Here is a 17116-nt window from a genome sequence, read left to right as displayed (position 1 = left end):
AAACCCATTTTGCAGGATTAAATTGGTTAAGTTCAGTGGTTTAAATGTAATCCCGTCTGTTAATATCAAAAATAGCCCAGTAATGAATACCAGTGCAATGATCATTCCATATTCGCGTATATTGTTTCGAAATAAATTAATTACTGTTTGCACGATTAGCCCCTCCAGATCCGGTCATGTAACGCATTACATCTTCTTGATTCGCTTCTGCGCGGTCAAGTTCACCTTTAATACGTCCTTCATTCATTACATATATACGGTCTGAGAGTCCAAGCACCTCTGGAAGCTCTGATGATATTACTAATACAGCCAATCCCTCAGCCGCCAATTCATTAATTTGAGAATATATTTCATATTTGGCACCAACATCAATACCTCGTGTCGGTTCATCCAAAATTAATAAGTCAGGCTCAGTAAAAATCCATTTACTCAACACTATTTTTTGCTGATTTCCCCCGCTTAGGTTACCAGCAAGTTGTTCAAGCGATGGCGTTTTAATGTTTAATTTATCACGTAATAGTTTAGCCTCGGCAATTTCTTTGTTTTCATTGATGACAGAGTTTTTAGAAATCCGCTTAAGATTCGATAGCGTGATATTACGCTTAATGTCATCGATTAAATTTAAACCATATGTTTTCCGGTCCTCTGATACGTAAGCAATTCCGTTCTTAATGGCCTCACTTACTGTATTTGCTTGAATTTCTTTTCCATTCTTGTATAAAGAACCAGTTATTTTCTTCCCATAAGTTTTACCAAAAATACTCATCGCCAGCTCGGTTCTGCCTGCACCCATGAGTCCGGCTATCCCGACAATTTCCCCGCGGCGAACATGAAAATTCACATTATCAATGACTTTGCGTTCACGCTGTTGAGGGTGATATACATTCCAGTTTTTCACCTCAAAAACAGTTTCCCCAATAAAAGGGACACGTTCAGGGTAGCGGCTTGTCAATTCTCGTCCGACCATCCCTTTGATGATTCGATCCTCTAATGCTTTTTCTTCTTTTGCCGGAAATGTTTCAATCGTTTGACCATCTCGTAAAATGGTAATTGAATCAGAAATAGCAGATACTTCATTTAATTTATGAGATATAAGAATAGAAGTTATTCCTTGGTTTTTAAGTTCAAGTAGTAAATTTAATAGATTTTCGCTATCTGTTTCATTCAATGCCGCTGTTGGTTCATCCAAAATCAGTAGTTTTACATTTTTCGATAGTGCTTTCGCAATTTCAACCAGCTGCTGCTTACCAACACCTATATCCATTACAGCAATTTCAGGTGACTCTTTTAAACCGACTCGTTCTAATAATTTTTTTGCTTCCCTAAAGGTATCTTGCCACTTTATAATGTTGCGGGATTGTCTTTCATTTCCTAAAAATATGTTCTCAGCTATTGATAGAAATGGACTTAAAGCAAGTTCTTGGTGAATAATAACAATACCAACATCTTCACTTTGCTTAATATCTTTAAAATGGCACTCCTTACCTTCAAGATAAATACCGCCATCATATGAACCGCTGGGATAGACACCGCTTAATACTTTCATCAAAGTGGATTTCCCGGCACCATTCTCACCAACGAGAGAATGAATTTCGCCTTTTTCAACTTTTAAGTTCACATTATCTAACGCTTTAACACCTGGGAACATTTTCGTTATGTTACGCATCTCTAGAATATAATCTGACATAGCCCTAACCACCCTCTTATAAATAACGTAATAATGGTTTCAGTGGTGACAAAGTCACCACTGAATTCCGATTGGCTATTTTAATTCGTCTTCAGTATAATATCCGCTATCTATTAATATTTCTTTATAATTGTTGATATCTACAGATACGGGTTCTACCAGATAAGATGGAACAACTTTCTCGCCATTGTCATATGTTTCTGTATCATTAACCTCCGCGTCTTCATCCTTTTGAATTGATTGAACCATGTTAACTACTACATCCGCTAAATTACGAGTATCCTTAAATACTGTTTGTGTCTGTTCGCCTGCAATCATTGATTTAACAGAAGCTGATTCTGCATCTTGACCTGTAATAACTGGAAGCGGCAGATCTCCGGAGCCATACCCAACTCCTTTTAATGCTTGAATAACTCCACGGCTGATTCCGTCATAAGGTGACAATACTGCATCTACTGTTTCGCCATTTGAATACGATTTACTTAGAATATTTTCCATACGTGATTTTGCTAAGTTTCCATCCCAACGCATTGTGGCACCTTGCTCAAAACTTGTTTGTCCGCTTTGTACAATTAATTTACCGCTTTCTATATATGGCTGTAATACAGACATTGCACCATCCCAGAAGAAATTAGCGTTATTATCATCAGGAGATCCAGCAAATACTTCAATATTGAACGGTCCCGCTTCTTCTGAAAGATTTAATGCCTCTTCAATATAAGTTGCTTGTAACACGCCTACTTGGAAGTTATCAAATGTTGCATAATAAGAAACGTTTGGTGTTCCCATAATTAGACGGTCATAAGCAATGACTTGAATATCCTGGTCGGCAGCTTTGTCTAAAACATTTGTTAATGCTGTACCATCAATTGATGCCACAACTAGAACTTCTGCCCCTTTTACAATCATGTTCTCGATTTGTTCGATTTGCTTATCAACATCATCCTCTGCATATTGCAAATCTGTTTTGTATCCAAGTTCTTTTAATTTCTCCACCATGTTATTTCCATCATCTACCCATCTTTGTGATGATTTGGTTGGCATTGCCACACCGATTAAGCCTTTTTCTTCAGAACCTCCTGATGTTTTATCTCCTCCACAAGCAGCTAAAAGCAACATAAAACTAATTAGCAGTGCAAATAAACCTGATTTCTTCCCCATCCTTTGTAACCCCTTTCATTTTTGTTATTCTCTTTCCTATTACTTGAATTTAGAATACCAACATTTCCAATGTAAGGCTTTACATAAATTTAAACTGTTTTTATAAAAATTTAATCTAAATGTAAAAATAATTCTGAATTTGACAACAAAATGCATCTGAATGGTTAAAAAATAACCAAAAGAAAAACTCTCCATAAATATGGAGAGTTTTACGTTTTTGGTTACTTTTTAAATCGCTTCGGAGACACACCAACCAGTTTCTTAAACGTTGTGCTAAAGTAATGTTGTGATTCATAACCAACTTGGTCTGCTATCTCCCGAATGGACATATCAGTAGTTTTTAATAAGTCTACCGCTTTGTTAATACGCATCTTTGTTAAGAGACCAATATAAGAAATACCCAATTCCTGTTTCATCATACGGCTTAAGTAGACGGTTGTTACGTGCAATTCCACAGCCATTCTCTCTAATGTAAGGGATGAGTCCTGGTAATGCTTTTGAACATAGATCTGAGCCTGTTTAACAATTGGCGAAATTCTTGTTTTTTTATCTACTGCATCTTTACATCGGGCATACACTTTATATAAGCAGGATAAATCTTCGTCTACATCTTCCAGATGCCAAAAGACGTTAATATTCAAGTCCTTCTTAATCAATGCTTCAACCTCTGCCATTTGTTCACTAGTCACACGTTCCCACAAGCAAGCATTAAGTAAATTCGATCTATCCCGAAAAACTGCAGCCTGTATTTTCTCTAAAGACTTCGTTACTCGATTTTCAAATTCGGACAAGTAATTCTGCCGATCATTTTCCTGCAAATACGTTTTATTGTTATGATAATCAGGCAATCTAATAACAAGATACTGAACAGGTATATTTACTGATAAATCTAAAAATTGTAATTGCTCCTTAATTTCATTACTTGTTAATTGACCCGCTATCCAATCTTGAAAAAAACGCTCCTTCAGTTGTAAGTGATTCTTCTTAATTTGGTTTTCCGCTTGTTTCAAAAAGGATTTCTGTTGTACTTCATCCTCCAATAGCTGCTTGAGCTCTAACAGTAGTTTTTTCAGCTTTCCTTGATTGACAGGTTTTAATAAATAGTCTTCTACTTGCAATCGTATTGCTTCTTGCGCATAGCGAAATTCATCATAACCCGAGATAACAACCATCTTACAATGGGGCAGTTTGTCCCTTAAGTGCTCCATTGCAGCGAGACCATTCATTATGGGCATATTTAAATCGATCAATATTATATCAATCTGATGCTTTATTGCTAATTCAACTGCTTCCTCTCCATCTTCCGCTTCCCCAATAACTTCCATACCAAACTCTTCCCAGTCGATGGAAGAACGTATACCTTCACGAATAATATATTCATCATCTGCAATTAATACTTTCCAACTATTCAATATGTTACATCCCCTTTTACCAACCCGGTATCATCTACCAGAATCGGTAACACGATTTCGACTGTTGTACCAACGTTTTCTTTACTATGAATATGCATCCCATAGTCTTCTCCAAACGCTAACTGGATCCGTGCTTGCACATTCAGAGTGCCATAACCTTTTTTATCCCTGGTTTCCCCTTTGTTCTCTGTTCTGGCTATCGCTTCACTTAATGCTTGCCGCATCTCTTGAAGCTGCAATTCAGTCATACCAGCTCCGTCATCTTCAATGATAATCGAGAGCTTATTTTCTTTTTTTTGTGCTGTTACACTAATATGGCCAGGGCCTCGTCTTTCTTTAATCCCATGATAAATAGCATTTTCTATAATCGGCTGCAGAATAAACTTTATAACATATAAACCAGCAATACTTTCTCCCGTATTAATTTGATAGTTCAATTTATCACGATACCTGGTCTTTTGTATTTGCAAATAACTTTTTATGTGGTCAAGTTCTTCATCTAATGAAATGATATCTCTGCCTTTACTGAGCCCGATACGGAATAATTTCGCCAGAGACTCTACAACTTCCGCTATGTCGTTTGCCTTTTGCTTTCTTGCCATCCACTGGATGGTATCAAGCGTATTATATAGAAAATGCGGATTAATATTTGCTTGCAAACTTCTAAACTCTGCTTCTCTTTTCTCCTTTTCCTGGAGTTTGGTTAAAGAAATCAAGTGATTAATTTGACTTAGCATTTTATTAAAGCTTCTTCCCAGCATACCAATTTCATCATTTCGCTTTTCCCTGTAGCGAACATCAAATTCTCCAGACTTTGCCTTTCGCATAAATTTCATTAACTGAGCTATAGGATTTGATATTGAATTGGACAGAAAATAAGATATCTGAATTCCAAAAATCATTAGCAGAAAAATAAAACTTACTAAATAAAACCGTATCTCCCGCAGTTCAAAAACGGTTTCTTCCGCAGGAAAAACACCTATCGTCGTCCAATTAGTAAACGCGGATTTTTGGTGAATAAATTGAAGGCGTTGTGCATCCACTTCTTTTGAGAAAGTTCCTGTATTTTGTCCTGCTATCCATTCCTTTGGAATATTTTCAATTAACGGGTCATTTGGCTGATAAATGTTTCGTCCTTGATCATCGACCACCATAAGATAACCGGTTTTCCCCAAGCGAACGTCTACCATCGTTTCCTTGATAACCCGAAGTTTCAAATCAATCAGGATTACACCCAGAACTTCATCAGCGTATGGATCTACTACTGCCCGGACAACTGAGACCACTTCGTCATTTTGGTAATTAACTAATGAAGAGATACCTCGACTTTTTGGCTGGCCAATAATTGTAAAGATGCCATTATTATTTACCGCATCTTTATACCAACTCTCTTCGGTTAGATCTTTTGTTGACGGTGTAAAAAATTCATTACTGATATAGTCACCATTACTATTAACGATTAATATTCCCGCTACTTCGGGGGAAAGGGTAGTAAAATTACGCAGGAATCTCTGGATGTCATATTCATTCGGCGGACTCTGCTCTATCTTATTGTCTGCATCTAAAAAGTGCTGCACTTTTTCATTAAAGCCGATAGAGTAGGTAATACTTTGCATATTATTAATGTAAAATTCAAGAGACTTGTTCACTTTGCTGATAAGCTGCTGAGTATTGTCTTTTACCTGCTCCTCCAACACACGTTCAACTGTCCAATTAATCAAAAGACCCAGACAAATAATTGGGATAATACTGATAATTAAAAAATGAGAGATTAACTTATATCGAATGGGTAAATTATTTATCTGTATCCAGTGTTTCAATTAATTCCATCCATTCTCTATTGTGGATAATAAGCATCCACATTTTTTTTCGTAACGATCGTAACACCGGTATCAACAACTCGTGGCAGTGGTGCCTTTTTATTTGGGTCTTCTAACATTTCATTGTTTAAATGAAACAAAAATTGCAGCCCCCAATATCCCATCTGCCATGTTCCCTGTGCCAATGTTGCTGAGATCGTTCCATCTTTGATCATATCAAGCGTTCCTTTATCAGTATCAAAGCTAATAATTTTTATGGAATCCTGGGATTTATTATCTAAGGTTGCTCTCCCTACTCCAACCCCGCCAACTGCTTCTGTAACGAAAAATCCAGTAAGATCCGGGTATTCCGCCATCATTTCCTGTGCAGCTTCCTTAGATTGCATCTGATCTCCTCTTCCATCCTTAGTGGAGACTACTTCCATGTCAGGATACTCCTTGAAAATTGTATCCCGAAATCCTTGTGCACGATCGATTTGGTTTAATTGATGCGGTTGTGTAATGATGCCGACTTGCCCTCTTTTATTTAGTAATTCCGCCATCTTATGTGCAGCTTCGACACCTGCATTATAACTATTTGTACCTAAAAAAGAGTATGCTTTACTTTCTGGTGCATCTGCATCAAACATGACGACTGGAATATCAGCATCAACAGCTTTATTGATAACAGGATTCAAAGCTTCTGGATCCATCGTTGAGATCGCAATTCCTGCAGGATTTTTTGCAATAACCTGTTCCAATACTGTAATTTCCTCTCCCACATCGTATTGCGTAGCACCGCGATACTCTACAGATACATTCAAGGCTTTAGCTGCGTCTTCAAAGCCTTTTAATGCTCCTTTCCAATAGTCAATTCCAACCTGGAAGGTAACCATTACATAGGTTTCATCGATACTGCCTTTCATTTCATTTTCAGACCATTCACGTTTGGAAGAAACTTCTGTTTGATAATGATATACATAAACTACAAAAAGACCGGTTAACAATAAATAGATGAAAAGCAGTTTTTTCAATCTTGAAACCCCTTTCATAATACAGTACTATCTTATAGGCGCACTCCACATGGCGTGGGGGTGAGCGCAGATAGTATAATGAAGCGGTGTTTACCTGATTTTTTCCAGTAATAATCATAATAGCAAATAGACAAAAGCAGGATTACATCATGCCGCCCCTTAAGCTGAGATTATGAAATTTCTATAACCATGTGTGCGGAAATGCGGTATATCAAGGACTCTGTAAACTTCGTGTAAAATTGTTAATGCTATTTTACCGTTTTGATAGAATCATGTCAGCAACTTTTTAGTGCTAACGTACTACGATCATCATTTGCTAGATACAAGAAATTGTGAGTAACACTAATTATCACTAAGTATATAATACAACCCTACTCTTTCACATTAGAATTTTGAATAGTATGATAACAATTCTAGAAAACAACCTGTGGATATCGATTTTTTTCCTGTTGTCCCAAAAACAAATTATACTGAGTTCCTAAAGGGTAATAATCAATCTAACGGTAAGTGCATTTAAACTTTTTCGGATCCCTTTCATACTTCACTTCTTCCATCGGATCGAAGTAAAAAGGACGGCACATCGGTTATTCGTTACCGATGTGCCGTCCCTTCGTTTGAAATAGGAACTGATTTCCCCTTAACGGAAGCCAGCTTCTTCTTTTATCATTCTCTGAGATCCTGCTTCCACATGTCTATGTGGCACCACCAGAGATACCCTGTGAGTTTATTCATCACTCCCAGGTAGCTCTACTGTAAAAGGTTTTAAATCTTCCGCTGGAACAAGGTTTGAAAAGTCGAATTGCAAAATTATATTTTCCAGCTTAAAGTCCTTTATTCTTTCTTCTCCGTTTAGATCGAATGTAGATTGGAAGTGTGCTTTCTTTTTATCGATCGTTTTTACTTTATTCATGCGGATGCTATGATTTTCAGGGGGTACAGGGTTTTCAGGATCGATGCTGTCAATATGCTCTTTATCCACCAGCAGAAATTCATATTGCAAGTTATTTTCAAACAATTCAAGCTGATGCTTGCTTAAGCCCTCGGAAATACCCGTAAATTGATAATCGACTACAAGCTTATTATCCTTTTGAACGATGTCGTTTACCTGCAGACCCAATTTAAGCCGCTCGCTTTTTAATGTGAACGATTTTTTGTCCAGTAGTTGTTCGACTTTTGGATCGGCGACATTTATCTGAGGATAAAAGGTAAGTGATTTGACAGGCAGCTTTAACTTTGTCATTTCTATTCTTGTGGAAGTATGATATCCATCTTTTTGTTCAGATTCCTCAAGGGATGTTCCATTCCCAAATCTATAAACGTTTCCTTTTTCATCAATGGCTTTTGTTAGACGAATTTCATCACTCTTATATTTCTGCACAGTCTCATAGATAAGCGAAGAGGATGCCTTAGCAGAAAGAATTTCTTTTGTAAGAATGGTGACTTCATCTTCCAGGTATCCCTGCTTATGATCAATAGCAAGGGTACTGCTTTCTTTTTGTTGAATTGGAATATCAAAATTCCACTCCCCTTTTATCCCGTTGATAGTATGAATGGTTATAGGAAGAGTAGAGCTCTCCTTAAACGATTTATAAGGATAGTTCATTTTCCATTGAAAGTTATATCCATTTTCAACTTTTTTAATGTCTGTTGACATGCCGTTTAGCCATGGATCGTTATCCCCTTCATAGTCTTCAAAGTTTACATCAAAACTTACTTCTCCAGTTTCATTATTGCCTTTTTCTACACCTTCATCTACAAATCCTGTAATTGAGACGACATTGCCATCAAAGTAGGCACTGGACAGTTTTACTGTTACCTGATTTTTCGTCATCGATTGGTTAAGTTCAGTGACTGCATTCTGATTGGCTAATTCCACACCCATGGAGTCATTAAACTCTTGAAAAATCCCGCCTATTAAAGGGGTATTAGCCAATACTTTATTAATTGGGGCACTAACAAATCCTGAGACAACAGTGATTCCAAGTAGAGCAGCTGCAGCTGCCACACCAGCAAAAACCTTCTTTTTCTTTCCCCGCCCCCTTTTCAAATCCTTGTGTACACCTTTGGATATGGCACTAAACACTTGTTCTTTAGGCACAGGTATTTGTTCGATTGCTCTATTGAATTTCTTGTTATCCATGGCATTTGTCCTCCTCATTTTCATAGTACTTTTTCAATTCTGTTTTCCCTCTGCTTAAATACGTTTTTACAGTGTTCTCCGGAATTTCCATAACACTGCTTATCGTTTTTATCGAGTAATCGTAATAGTAAAATAGGATGATGACAGTACGGTAATGTTCTCTTAATTGCTGAATGGCAGTCAGGAGCTGTATGGATTCGTCAATGTTTGGATTTGATTGAGCAGGCAGGTTTGACAATATTTCATCACTCATCGGAACAACATTGCTTTTTCTCTTAAGTACTTGGCCCGAACATCGAATGACAATCCTTGTAAGCCAGGTCATAAAATACTCTGGATGTTTCAACGAATGGATAGATGTAAAGGCCTGGTATGCTGCCTCCTGGACAACATCCAACGCATCATCTTCATTATGTACATAGAGATATGCAGTCCGATAGATTCTCTCATAATGCTCTTGAACTAACTTTTCAAAGGCATTCTTATTCCCTTTGATTGCTTTTTTAACCAGCCGATGGCTTTCTGTTTTCATCTATTTCCCCCCCTTTACTAATTAGTGGGATCTACCATGAAGAAAAGTTTCAAAAAGTTAAAGAATTTTCGTTAAACTCTTGCAATAAAGGTTTATACATCCAAAAAAATAAACAGAAACCGTGATTGGTTTCTGTTTATTTTAAAACTAGTTTCGCCACACACTCCACATGTGCCGTCTGCGGGAACATATCCACCGGCTGCAAATACTCCACCTTATACTGCTTCTTCAGATACTCAATATCCTTCGCAAGTGTAGACGGGTTGCAGCTCACATACACAAATTTCTTCGGTTTCACTTCTTTGATGGTATCAAGGAATTTCTGATCACAGCCGGTACGCGGCGGATCAACTACGACGACATCCGGTCTCCAGCCTTCCTTTTTCCACTTTGGCATGAGTTCTTCTGCACTGCCGACGAAGTATTGGGCATGATCGACTCCGAATCGTTCCGCGTTCTTCTTGGCGTCATCAATGCCTTCTTTGATGACGTCCATACCGCGGATTTCTTTTGCACCTTCAGCGAGCCAAAGGCCAATGGTTCCCACTCCGCAATAAGCATCGACCACTTTTTCCTCTCCGGTCAGTCCTGCTGCTTTTTTTGCTTCATTATAAAGCTTCGTGGTCTGGATCGGATTTAATTGGAAGAAGGCACGGGCCGACAATTCATATGTGAATTCATCCAGACGTTCTTCAATGCTTTCTTTCCCGGAAAGATGAACGGTTTCATCCCCAAAGATGATGCCTGTTTTTTTCGGATTGATGTTCTGTGCGATTGAAACGACTTCGGGAAGGCGTTTCTCGATTTCAGAAATCAACAATTCCTTGCGGGGAATTTTTTTCTCCGTTGTCACTAGTACGACTTGAACTTGTCCTGTTTCGAAGCCGACGCGTGTGACAATTGTTCGGATGATTGGCTTTTTCTTCTTATCATCAAAGACAGGGATGTTAAAGTCGTTGATGATTCGTCTGATTTCGGTTGTGACTTTGTTTGTTTCTGAGTGCTGGACGATGCATTCATCAATGTCAATCAGCTTGTTGGAGTTCAGGCTGTACAGGCCGGCAATGGCTCTCCCTTTCCGTGACTCTACTTGGAATTGGCTTTTGTTTCGGTAATGCCATGGGTTTTCCATGCCGATTGCCGGGCGTACGTCCAGCTCTTCTAGATTTAGAGATGTGTGTCGTTCTAGTGATTGCAGAACAATGTCCCGTTTTGCTTCGAGTTGCCCATCATAATTTAGATGCTGAAGCTGGCAGCCTCCGCATTCTTCATAAACCAAGCATGGGGCTTTCACTCGCTGCGGGGACTTTTTGCGAATCTTTTTAATACGGGCCTCTGTAAATTTCGGATGAACCTTTGTAACTTCAACTACCACTTCTTCATCAGGCAAAGCATTGGGTACGAAAACGATTTTCCGTTTAAAGAAACCGATGCCTTCCCCGTTGATGCCGATTTTCTTTATCGTAAGCGGAAACTGCTGTTTCAGCTCTATTTTCACTTCATTGTTATTGCCTTGCCGTTTTTTCGTGTATTGCTTTTTCATTGATTCACGTCCGTTCTATTCGATACTTCTCCATAAATACAGAGATGCATAGCTTAAATAAGGATGCCACGGTGAGCTGAATTGTTCAAGCTCTTGCTGCGTAGGCTTACGGTCCATCTGGAATAAACGTTTGATGGCGTTCTGGATTCCGATATCAGCCATCGGAAACAGATTCGGCCGGCCTAGGCCGAACAGCAGGTAGCTTTGGGCAGTCCAGGGTCCGATGCCGCGGATTTTGGTAAGCTCCTTGATAATGAATTCATCCGTTTCACTGGCCAACTTTTCAAGATTCAATTCTCCGGTCGCAACCTTCTGTCCTAGACCGATGACATATTCTGCTTTACGTTGGGAAAATTGCAGATCCCTCAATTCTTCCACGGGGATGCCGGCTGTTTTTTCAGGCGACGGATAGAACCAGACGCCTTCTTTTTGCCAGCCATATGCAGTGACAAACCGGTGGGTCAGCGTAAATGCGAACTTCAGATTGAGCTGCTGGTGGATGATGCTTTTGACGATGCTCGCAAATGGGTCGAATTCCAACATGATCGGAGTGCCCAGATGCTCTTCGAAAATCGGTTTCAGTTCCGTTTGCAGGAAATGCTCGTGTACCTCGTGAAGACCGAAATCCCACTGAAAGATTTGCGCGATGCGGTTGTGCTTCTCTTCAAGATGTTGATCATTTTCAAATGTGATCGTAAATTCAGGATCTTCTGTCGTACCGATCGCCTGCACCTTGATGACCTCACCATCTCCGTGGGGAAGATAATATGGAACCTTTACACTGCGGTCTGCCTGATCCACTGCATTTAACGGATCAAGCGACAGCCTGTCCAGCACCCGGTCGAAATTATACGGGCCATCAATACTAACTTTCCTTGTTACCATCGTCCTCATCCCTCCGCGTCAAAACTCGTATGTGTATTATAGCATATGGAAGGTGTAACTCTTCAACGTTGTGATACGACTACTATGGTAGAATCAGGAAAAGGGGCTGGTGAAATTGAAGAAGTGGATGGCGGCCAGGTTGCTGTTTGTGTTGCTGGCTGGTGGTTGTATTAAGCCTGGAGATGAGGTTGTAGTGAAATCGGGGAAAGACTACAAACCTGCATCCACAGATGTCCTGAACAGGCATGGGAAAATAGAGAACCTCGAACAATTTGAGATGTTTGTTGAAAATGTCCAAAACGGGAAGAAAGACAATGTCCGCATTGTGAGTTATACAGTGGAAGGCGACCCGATATTGCAGGACCTTGAATTCGATGGAGAGACCATCCAATCGGTAGAAGATTCGCGGATGGATGCTTATGGAAATGGCGAAGTGACAAAAATGAGCTGCGAAGAAATCGAATACGCAACTGAACAGGATTTAGCCGCCAATGTCTATAACCTAAAACAATGTAATAAAAAACAATACAACGAAACTGTCCTCTGGTACGACTGATAACAAATTTACAGTTTCGTTTACCAAATTAACGCACAGAGGGACGGGCCTTTACCACTAAAGACCCGTCCCTCCTATTTCATTGCCGGGTGTTCATCCAGGCTTTTGAATGTGTAACCGCGTTTTTTCAAATCCTGTATTGCTTTTTCCAGTGCATCTGCGTTGTCTTTTGATACAGAATGCAACAGGATGATGGCTCCAGGATGGATCTGCGCCATAATGTTGTCATAGGAGTATTGCCAGCCGCGCTGTTCGTTTGTTTTCCAGTCAACAAATGCGAGCGACCAGAAGACGTGGCGGTAGCCTTCCCGCTCGGCGATCTGAAGGGTGCGTTCACTGAACACACCGCGAGGAGGGCGAAGGTATTTCATTTCTTTCTGTCCCGTGAGTTCGGCTGTTTTGACTTTGACTTTTTCGAGCTCTTCCTTGACCCGCTGATCGGTGGTCGCAGTGAAATCGGGATGATGCCAGGAGTGGTTCCCGATGATATGGCCTTCTTTGACCATGCGTTTCACGAGGTCTTCTGCGCTTAACAGATAATGTCCTGTCACGAAAAATGTCGCCGGGACTTTTTCTTTTTTCAGTACATCAAGAACTTTCTCAGTGAAGCCATTTTCATAGCCGTTATCAAATGTGAGGTAGATATCTTTCTTTTCAGGTGAACCCTTGTAGAAAGCCCCGTATTTTTTAAGCATTGCGTCATAAGCTGTTCCCGCTTCTGCCGGTACTTCATTACGGCTTTTCTTGAAACCCCAGCCAATCGGATTATTGGAAACCGCCTTTGCATTTGCCGGCAGGACCAGTACGAACAGGGACGCAATCAATATGATTTTCAGTAATCTAGTCATAGTAACCTTCCTTCTCAATCGTTTTCTTTAGTTTCTGAGAAGTTGAAGGTTTCATGCTTACTAAAAGTATCCAAATTGTCTCTTCTATTGAAAAGCCTGATACTCCTCGCTGGCGAGTTCTTTCAATTTAGATTTATTTTTCTCAATGAACTTCGTGACGGAATCTTCGTCATTAACGTCGGGGAAATCCTTGAATTCCTCCTTCAATTCCTTTTCCACCTGTTGTCTCGTCACATCCAGGGTGGAATCGTCAATGTCGAAGGAGAAGCCTTTTGCATTCGGTACTAAAAGAGCAAGATAAATGGCATTGAAATAAAAATTCTGCTTATCGACATTTTTCCCGTTGAACCAGTACTTGTTGAACTGCTCTTCTGAGACCCCTGATCCTTCTTCAAGACTGTATGTAACCTGAATTCTTTCATCGGTCAAATCGATGCCCTCTACGGTTTCACCGCCGGGTAGATTTTGCACGATGCTGTATACTTTACTGTTATCCCCCACATAAGTACCGGTCATTTCCTTTAATTTCTCCATATTTACGCTTTCGATTTTCGTAATTTCAACCTTATCCGCCGGCTCGCTGCAGGCCGCAAGCACCACTGCCGCTGCAAGCATCATGATGAAGAATACTGTAATCCGTTTCATAAGATCCCTCCATTTCCCCGTAGTATACTAAAGATGGCGATTGTTGGAAAGTTTACTTCTACATCCTAAATATAATGATCCAGAGCCATCAAAAACAGCCAAAATAAAAGTATCACAACAACAGAGGAAGCAGTAATGATATACTCCCTGCTTCCCGCTCAAACTTCCATTCCATAACCGCCCTAAAGCCGAACTGCAGGGAAAAAACAAGGGGTATCATCACCGCTGCCCCCCTTTTTTTAAAATTCTACATTAAAAATCAAAAGAATGGACCCGATTACGATTACAGCTTCAATGCATCCTTGCACAGGATGCATTGGCTTATACAGTATTCCCTGTTTTTTCGGGATGTTCAGCATTTTTCGCAGCCAGTAATCAAGAAAAAAGCCCACTCCCACTACCACGACCAAAACAGCCAGCAATATGATTAAAAAAACATCCACAAACAAAATCTTTCCTTATCTCTTCTGACGGTTTACTGGCCACCCGTACTACCGCCTGAATCCCGATGGCTCCCCATCGAATAATTCTGATCCTCCCCCGGCTTCGCTCCGGGATCGATCCCCGGAACATGGGTATCGTTATTCCTTTTCTTCCTCCGGACATCGATCAGAAACGCAAACAGCAGAATTCCTCCAATCATGATCCAAAACCACCACATGTTCACCGCCTCCTTTTTTATAGCCTATGAAAATCCGGCGACACTTAAAACTCTACATAAAACGGATGAGCCTCTTCATCTAGACAGCACCTGATCCGTTGTCACCATTCCCTGCGCTTTTTCAATCGGAAAGAAGCCGACTTCAAGGCTTTCATCAGAAGTAGTCAACGTCCCTCCTGCCGGCTTCGCTAAAAATTTCGTTTTGCAGATTGACTGTTTCACATTTTGAAAAATACCGCAGAATTTAGTGACCTCAGCCTCGCCCCCGGAATCCTCCCTGGTCTCCCTGATGGCCGCTTCCTTCAGCGACTCACATCCTCAACCTGTCCGCCAGACATCTCCCATCCACTTCTCGATACCTTTATCAAAATCAGTTCGACATGCTCATTCAGAACAATGGCTGCAGCAATACGGTATGTTTTGGCGGTGTACAGGCTTGTTGCATGTTTTGACTTGCACTTTATTTTTATTTCCCATTTCATCTCAATTCAATATCCTAATTTTACCACATTCAAACGAGCCCTCGTCCTGCATTTCTGATAAACATCCCGTGTATTTCACTCATAAATATTTTAAAAAATAAAATGAATTCAATTATTGACCAAATAAAATATCTGTTATATTATATGTATAACAGATATTACAAGTGAAATGAGTGTGATTGAAATTGTTGATAAACCTTGATTTAGAATCCGAAGAACCGATTTACACACAATTAAAGCATCAGATCATTGCAGGCATTGCGAAGGGATCGCTTAAGCCAGGTGATGGGTTACCTTCCGTAAGATCATTAGCAGCAGATATCAGCATCAATCTTCATACGGTGAACAAGGCCTATCAGCAGCTAAAGCAAGAAGGCTTCATATTAATCCATCGCCAAAAAGGGGTTGTTGTTAATCCTGATGGGGTTCAGCAGGCGGATGAGGAGTATCGGAGCAAATTAAATAAAACATTACATCCGGTAATTGCTGAATCGGTATGCCGCGGAATGAATGAAGATGAGTTTTTACGATTGTGCAGCAGATTATTTAAAGAATTCTCATAAAGGGGAGAGGTAAAATGAATACGTTTTATATTTTACTGTTAGTGATTATGGTTCCAGTGTATCTTTCGATGATGTTCATCCCATATTGGACGAGGAGAACAGAAAGCTTTGGGGTTTCCATTCCTGAAGATATTTATAAAACTGAAGAGTTAAGGGGAATGCGAAAGCAATATGTTCTGTTAACAGCAACTCTAAGTATTATAGTAACAATCATTTTTCTATTATCTGGTTCATCATTTGATGTTGATGAGCAAAAAGGCAGTATCTTATTTAGTGGAGTGGTTCTGGGTTATATTGCTCTGAGCTTTCTGATTTATCTAGTTTTTCATCGTAAAATGAAAATCCTCAAACAGAATCGTAACTGGTCAGCAGATAAATCACAGCTTGTTGTCGTTGATACAGCATTTCGTGAACAAAGACTGACTTATTCCAATCTGTGGTTCGTCCTGTCGTTTATCATTGTATTGGTTACAGTATTCATTACATTCCAGAATTATCACGCTATGCCTGACCAGATCCCGACAAAGTATAACTTTGATGGGGAAGTTTCGAACTGGGTGGATAAATCCTATCGTTCAGTACTAATGATGCCTATTATGCAAGTATATTTAACCTTCCTATTTATTTTCATTAATACAATGATTGCCAAGGCGAAACAACAAGTGAGTGCCGAAAACCCTGAAGAATCAATGGTTAGAAATGTTGTTTTCAGAAAAAGATGGTCGGCATATATCATTATTACCGGAATCTCAGTCGTTTTATTATTCGGATTTATACAGCTTTCCACTATTTATCCAATCGACACTCAGCTAATGACGATTATTCCCCTTATTTTCACGATTGGGCTTGTGTTAGGATCGATCGTACTTTCGATTACAACCGGGCAAGGCGGCAGCCGGGTGAAAACAACATCAACAAGTGTAAATGGTGCTGTCATTGATCGTGATGATGATCGTTACTGGAAATTAGGTATCTTCTACTTCAACCCAAATGACCCATCTTTATTCCTGGAAAAGCGATTTGGAGTAGGCTGGACAATAAACTTTGCGCGGCCATTAGTATGGTTTATTTTCATAGTGATCATCGGATTAGCAGCTGGAATCCCATTCTTGTTAGGGGTGTAAGGAAAAAAGGGAAGGGGAGATTCGTATAAATAATTCATTCCAGC

16 protein-coding genes and 2 pseudogenes are annotated in these 17116 nt (G+C 39.8%); 3 read left to right on the top strand and 15 right to left on the bottom strand.

The features are described from left to right. The 10 genes and pseudogenes from HP456_RS25500 to HP456_RS09200 all read right to left on the bottom strand — a co-directional run. Positions 1-153 (bottom strand): annotated as a pseudogene (locus HP456_RS25500) (sugar ABC transporter permease); the annotation flags it as partial. Further along, positions 137-1687, bottom strand: a complete 1551-nt coding sequence (mmsA, locus tag HP456_RS09240) for a multiple monosaccharide ABC transporter ATP-binding protein (protein WP_172250285.1) — start codon at positions 1685-1687, stop codon at positions 137-139. The pseudogene HP456_RS25500 and the gene mmsA, both read right to left, overlap by 17 nt. A gap of 75 nt (positions 1688-1762) precedes the next feature. After that, positions 1763-2848, bottom strand: coding sequence for a multiple monosaccharide ABC transporter substrate-binding protein (chvE, locus tag HP456_RS09235; RefSeq protein WP_172250283.1), 1086 nt, complete (start codon positions 2846-2848; stop codon positions 1763-1765). A gap of 221 nt (positions 2849-3069) precedes the next feature. Next, complete coding sequence (locus tag HP456_RS09230; RefSeq protein WP_172250281.1) at positions 3070-4260, bottom strand: response regulator transcription factor; 1191 nt, start codon at positions 4258-4260, stop codon at positions 3070-3072. Then, a complete protein-coding gene (locus HP456_RS09225) occupies positions 4257-6080 on the bottom strand; it encodes a cache domain-containing sensor histidine kinase (RefSeq protein ID WP_172250279.1) in 1824 nt (607 codons plus the stop codon). Before HP456_RS09225 ends, HP456_RS09230 begins: the two co-directional genes overlap by 4 nt. A 17-nt stretch (positions 6081-6097) precedes the next feature. Then, positions 6098-7093, bottom strand: coding sequence for a substrate-binding domain-containing protein (locus HP456_RS09220; RefSeq protein WP_172250277.1), 996 nt, complete (start codon positions 7091-7093; stop codon positions 6098-6100). Between the two features lie 724 nt (positions 7094-7817). Then, a complete protein-coding gene (locus HP456_RS09215; RefSeq protein WP_172250275.1) occupies positions 7818-9233 on the bottom strand; it encodes a DUF4179 domain-containing protein in 1416 nt (471 codons plus the stop codon). Further along, a complete protein-coding gene (locus HP456_RS09210; protein WP_172250273.1) occupies positions 9226-9765 on the bottom strand; it encodes a sigma-70 family RNA polymerase sigma factor in 540 nt (179 codons plus the stop codon). Before HP456_RS09210 ends, HP456_RS09215 begins: the two co-directional genes overlap by 8 nt. 136 nt (positions 9766-9901) lie before the next feature. Next, positions 9902-11308 (bottom strand): 23S rRNA (uracil(1939)-C(5))-methyltransferase RlmD, encoded by a 1407-nt coding sequence (gene rlmD / locus HP456_RS09205; RefSeq protein ID WP_172250271.1) that lies wholly within the window; start codon positions 11306-11308, stop codon positions 9902-9904. Between the two features lie 15 nt (positions 11309-11323). After that, positions 11324-12193: a DNA-3-methyladenine glycosylase family protein gene (locus HP456_RS09200; protein WP_172250269.1), complete on the bottom strand. Its 870-nt coding sequence runs from the start codon at positions 12191-12193 to the stop codon at positions 11324-11326. A 115-nt stretch (positions 12194-12308) separates the two neighbouring features. On the opposite strand from HP456_RS09200, the gene HP456_RS09195 reads away from it, so the two are divergent. Next, positions 12309-12749: a DUF4362 domain-containing protein gene (locus tag HP456_RS09195; RefSeq protein ID WP_246288906.1), complete on the top strand. Its 441-nt coding sequence runs from the start codon at positions 12309-12311 to the stop codon at positions 12747-12749. Between the two features lie 74 nt (positions 12750-12823). On the opposite strand, the gene pdaA is transcribed toward HP456_RS09195, so the two are convergent. The 5 genes and pseudogenes from pdaA to HP456_RS09165 form a co-directional block, all read right to left on the bottom strand. Continuing rightward, complete coding sequence (gene pdaA, locus HP456_RS09190) at positions 12824-13597, bottom strand: delta-lactam-biosynthetic de-N-acetylase (protein WP_172250267.1); 774 nt, start codon at positions 13595-13597, stop codon at positions 12824-12826. An 84-nt stretch (positions 13598-13681) separates the two neighbouring features. Continuing rightward, a complete protein-coding gene (locus tag HP456_RS09185) occupies positions 13682-14242 on the bottom strand; it encodes a DUF4825 domain-containing protein (RefSeq protein WP_172250265.1) in 561 nt (186 codons plus the stop codon). A gap of 239 nt (positions 14243-14481) precedes the next feature. After that, entirely contained in the window at positions 14482-14685 is a 204-nt protein-coding gene (locus HP456_RS09175; RefSeq protein WP_172250261.1) for a hypothetical protein, read from the bottom strand. 32 nt (positions 14686-14717) lie between these two features. Next, positions 14718-14903, bottom strand: coding sequence for a hypothetical protein (locus tag HP456_RS09170; RefSeq protein ID WP_172250259.1), 186 nt, complete (start codon positions 14901-14903; stop codon positions 14718-14720). Between the two features lie 44 nt (positions 14904-14947). Next, positions 14948-15348 (bottom strand): annotated as a pseudogene (locus tag HP456_RS09165) (NUDIX hydrolase). A 222-nt stretch (positions 15349-15570) separates the two neighbouring features. Here HP456_RS09165 and HP456_RS09160 point away from each other — a divergent pair. Further along, complete coding sequence (locus HP456_RS09160) at positions 15571-15948, top strand: GntR family transcriptional regulator (RefSeq protein WP_172250287.1); 378 nt, start codon at positions 15571-15573, stop codon at positions 15946-15948. A gap of 14 nt (positions 15949-15962) precedes the next feature. After that, positions 15963-17072 (top strand): DUF1648 domain-containing protein, encoded by a 1110-nt coding sequence (locus HP456_RS09155; protein WP_172250257.1) that lies wholly within the window; start codon positions 15963-15965, stop codon positions 17070-17072. Positions 17073-17116 lie beyond the last annotated feature (44 nt).

Origin of the sequence: Bacillus haikouensis, assembly GCF_013179555.1 — a bacterium.
GTDB lineage: Bacteria > Bacillota > Bacilli > Bacillales > Bacillaceae_B > Rossellomorea > Rossellomorea haikouensis_A.
Note: the sequence above shows the minus strand (reverse complement) of the source record. Positions and strands in the feature narration are given on the sequence as shown.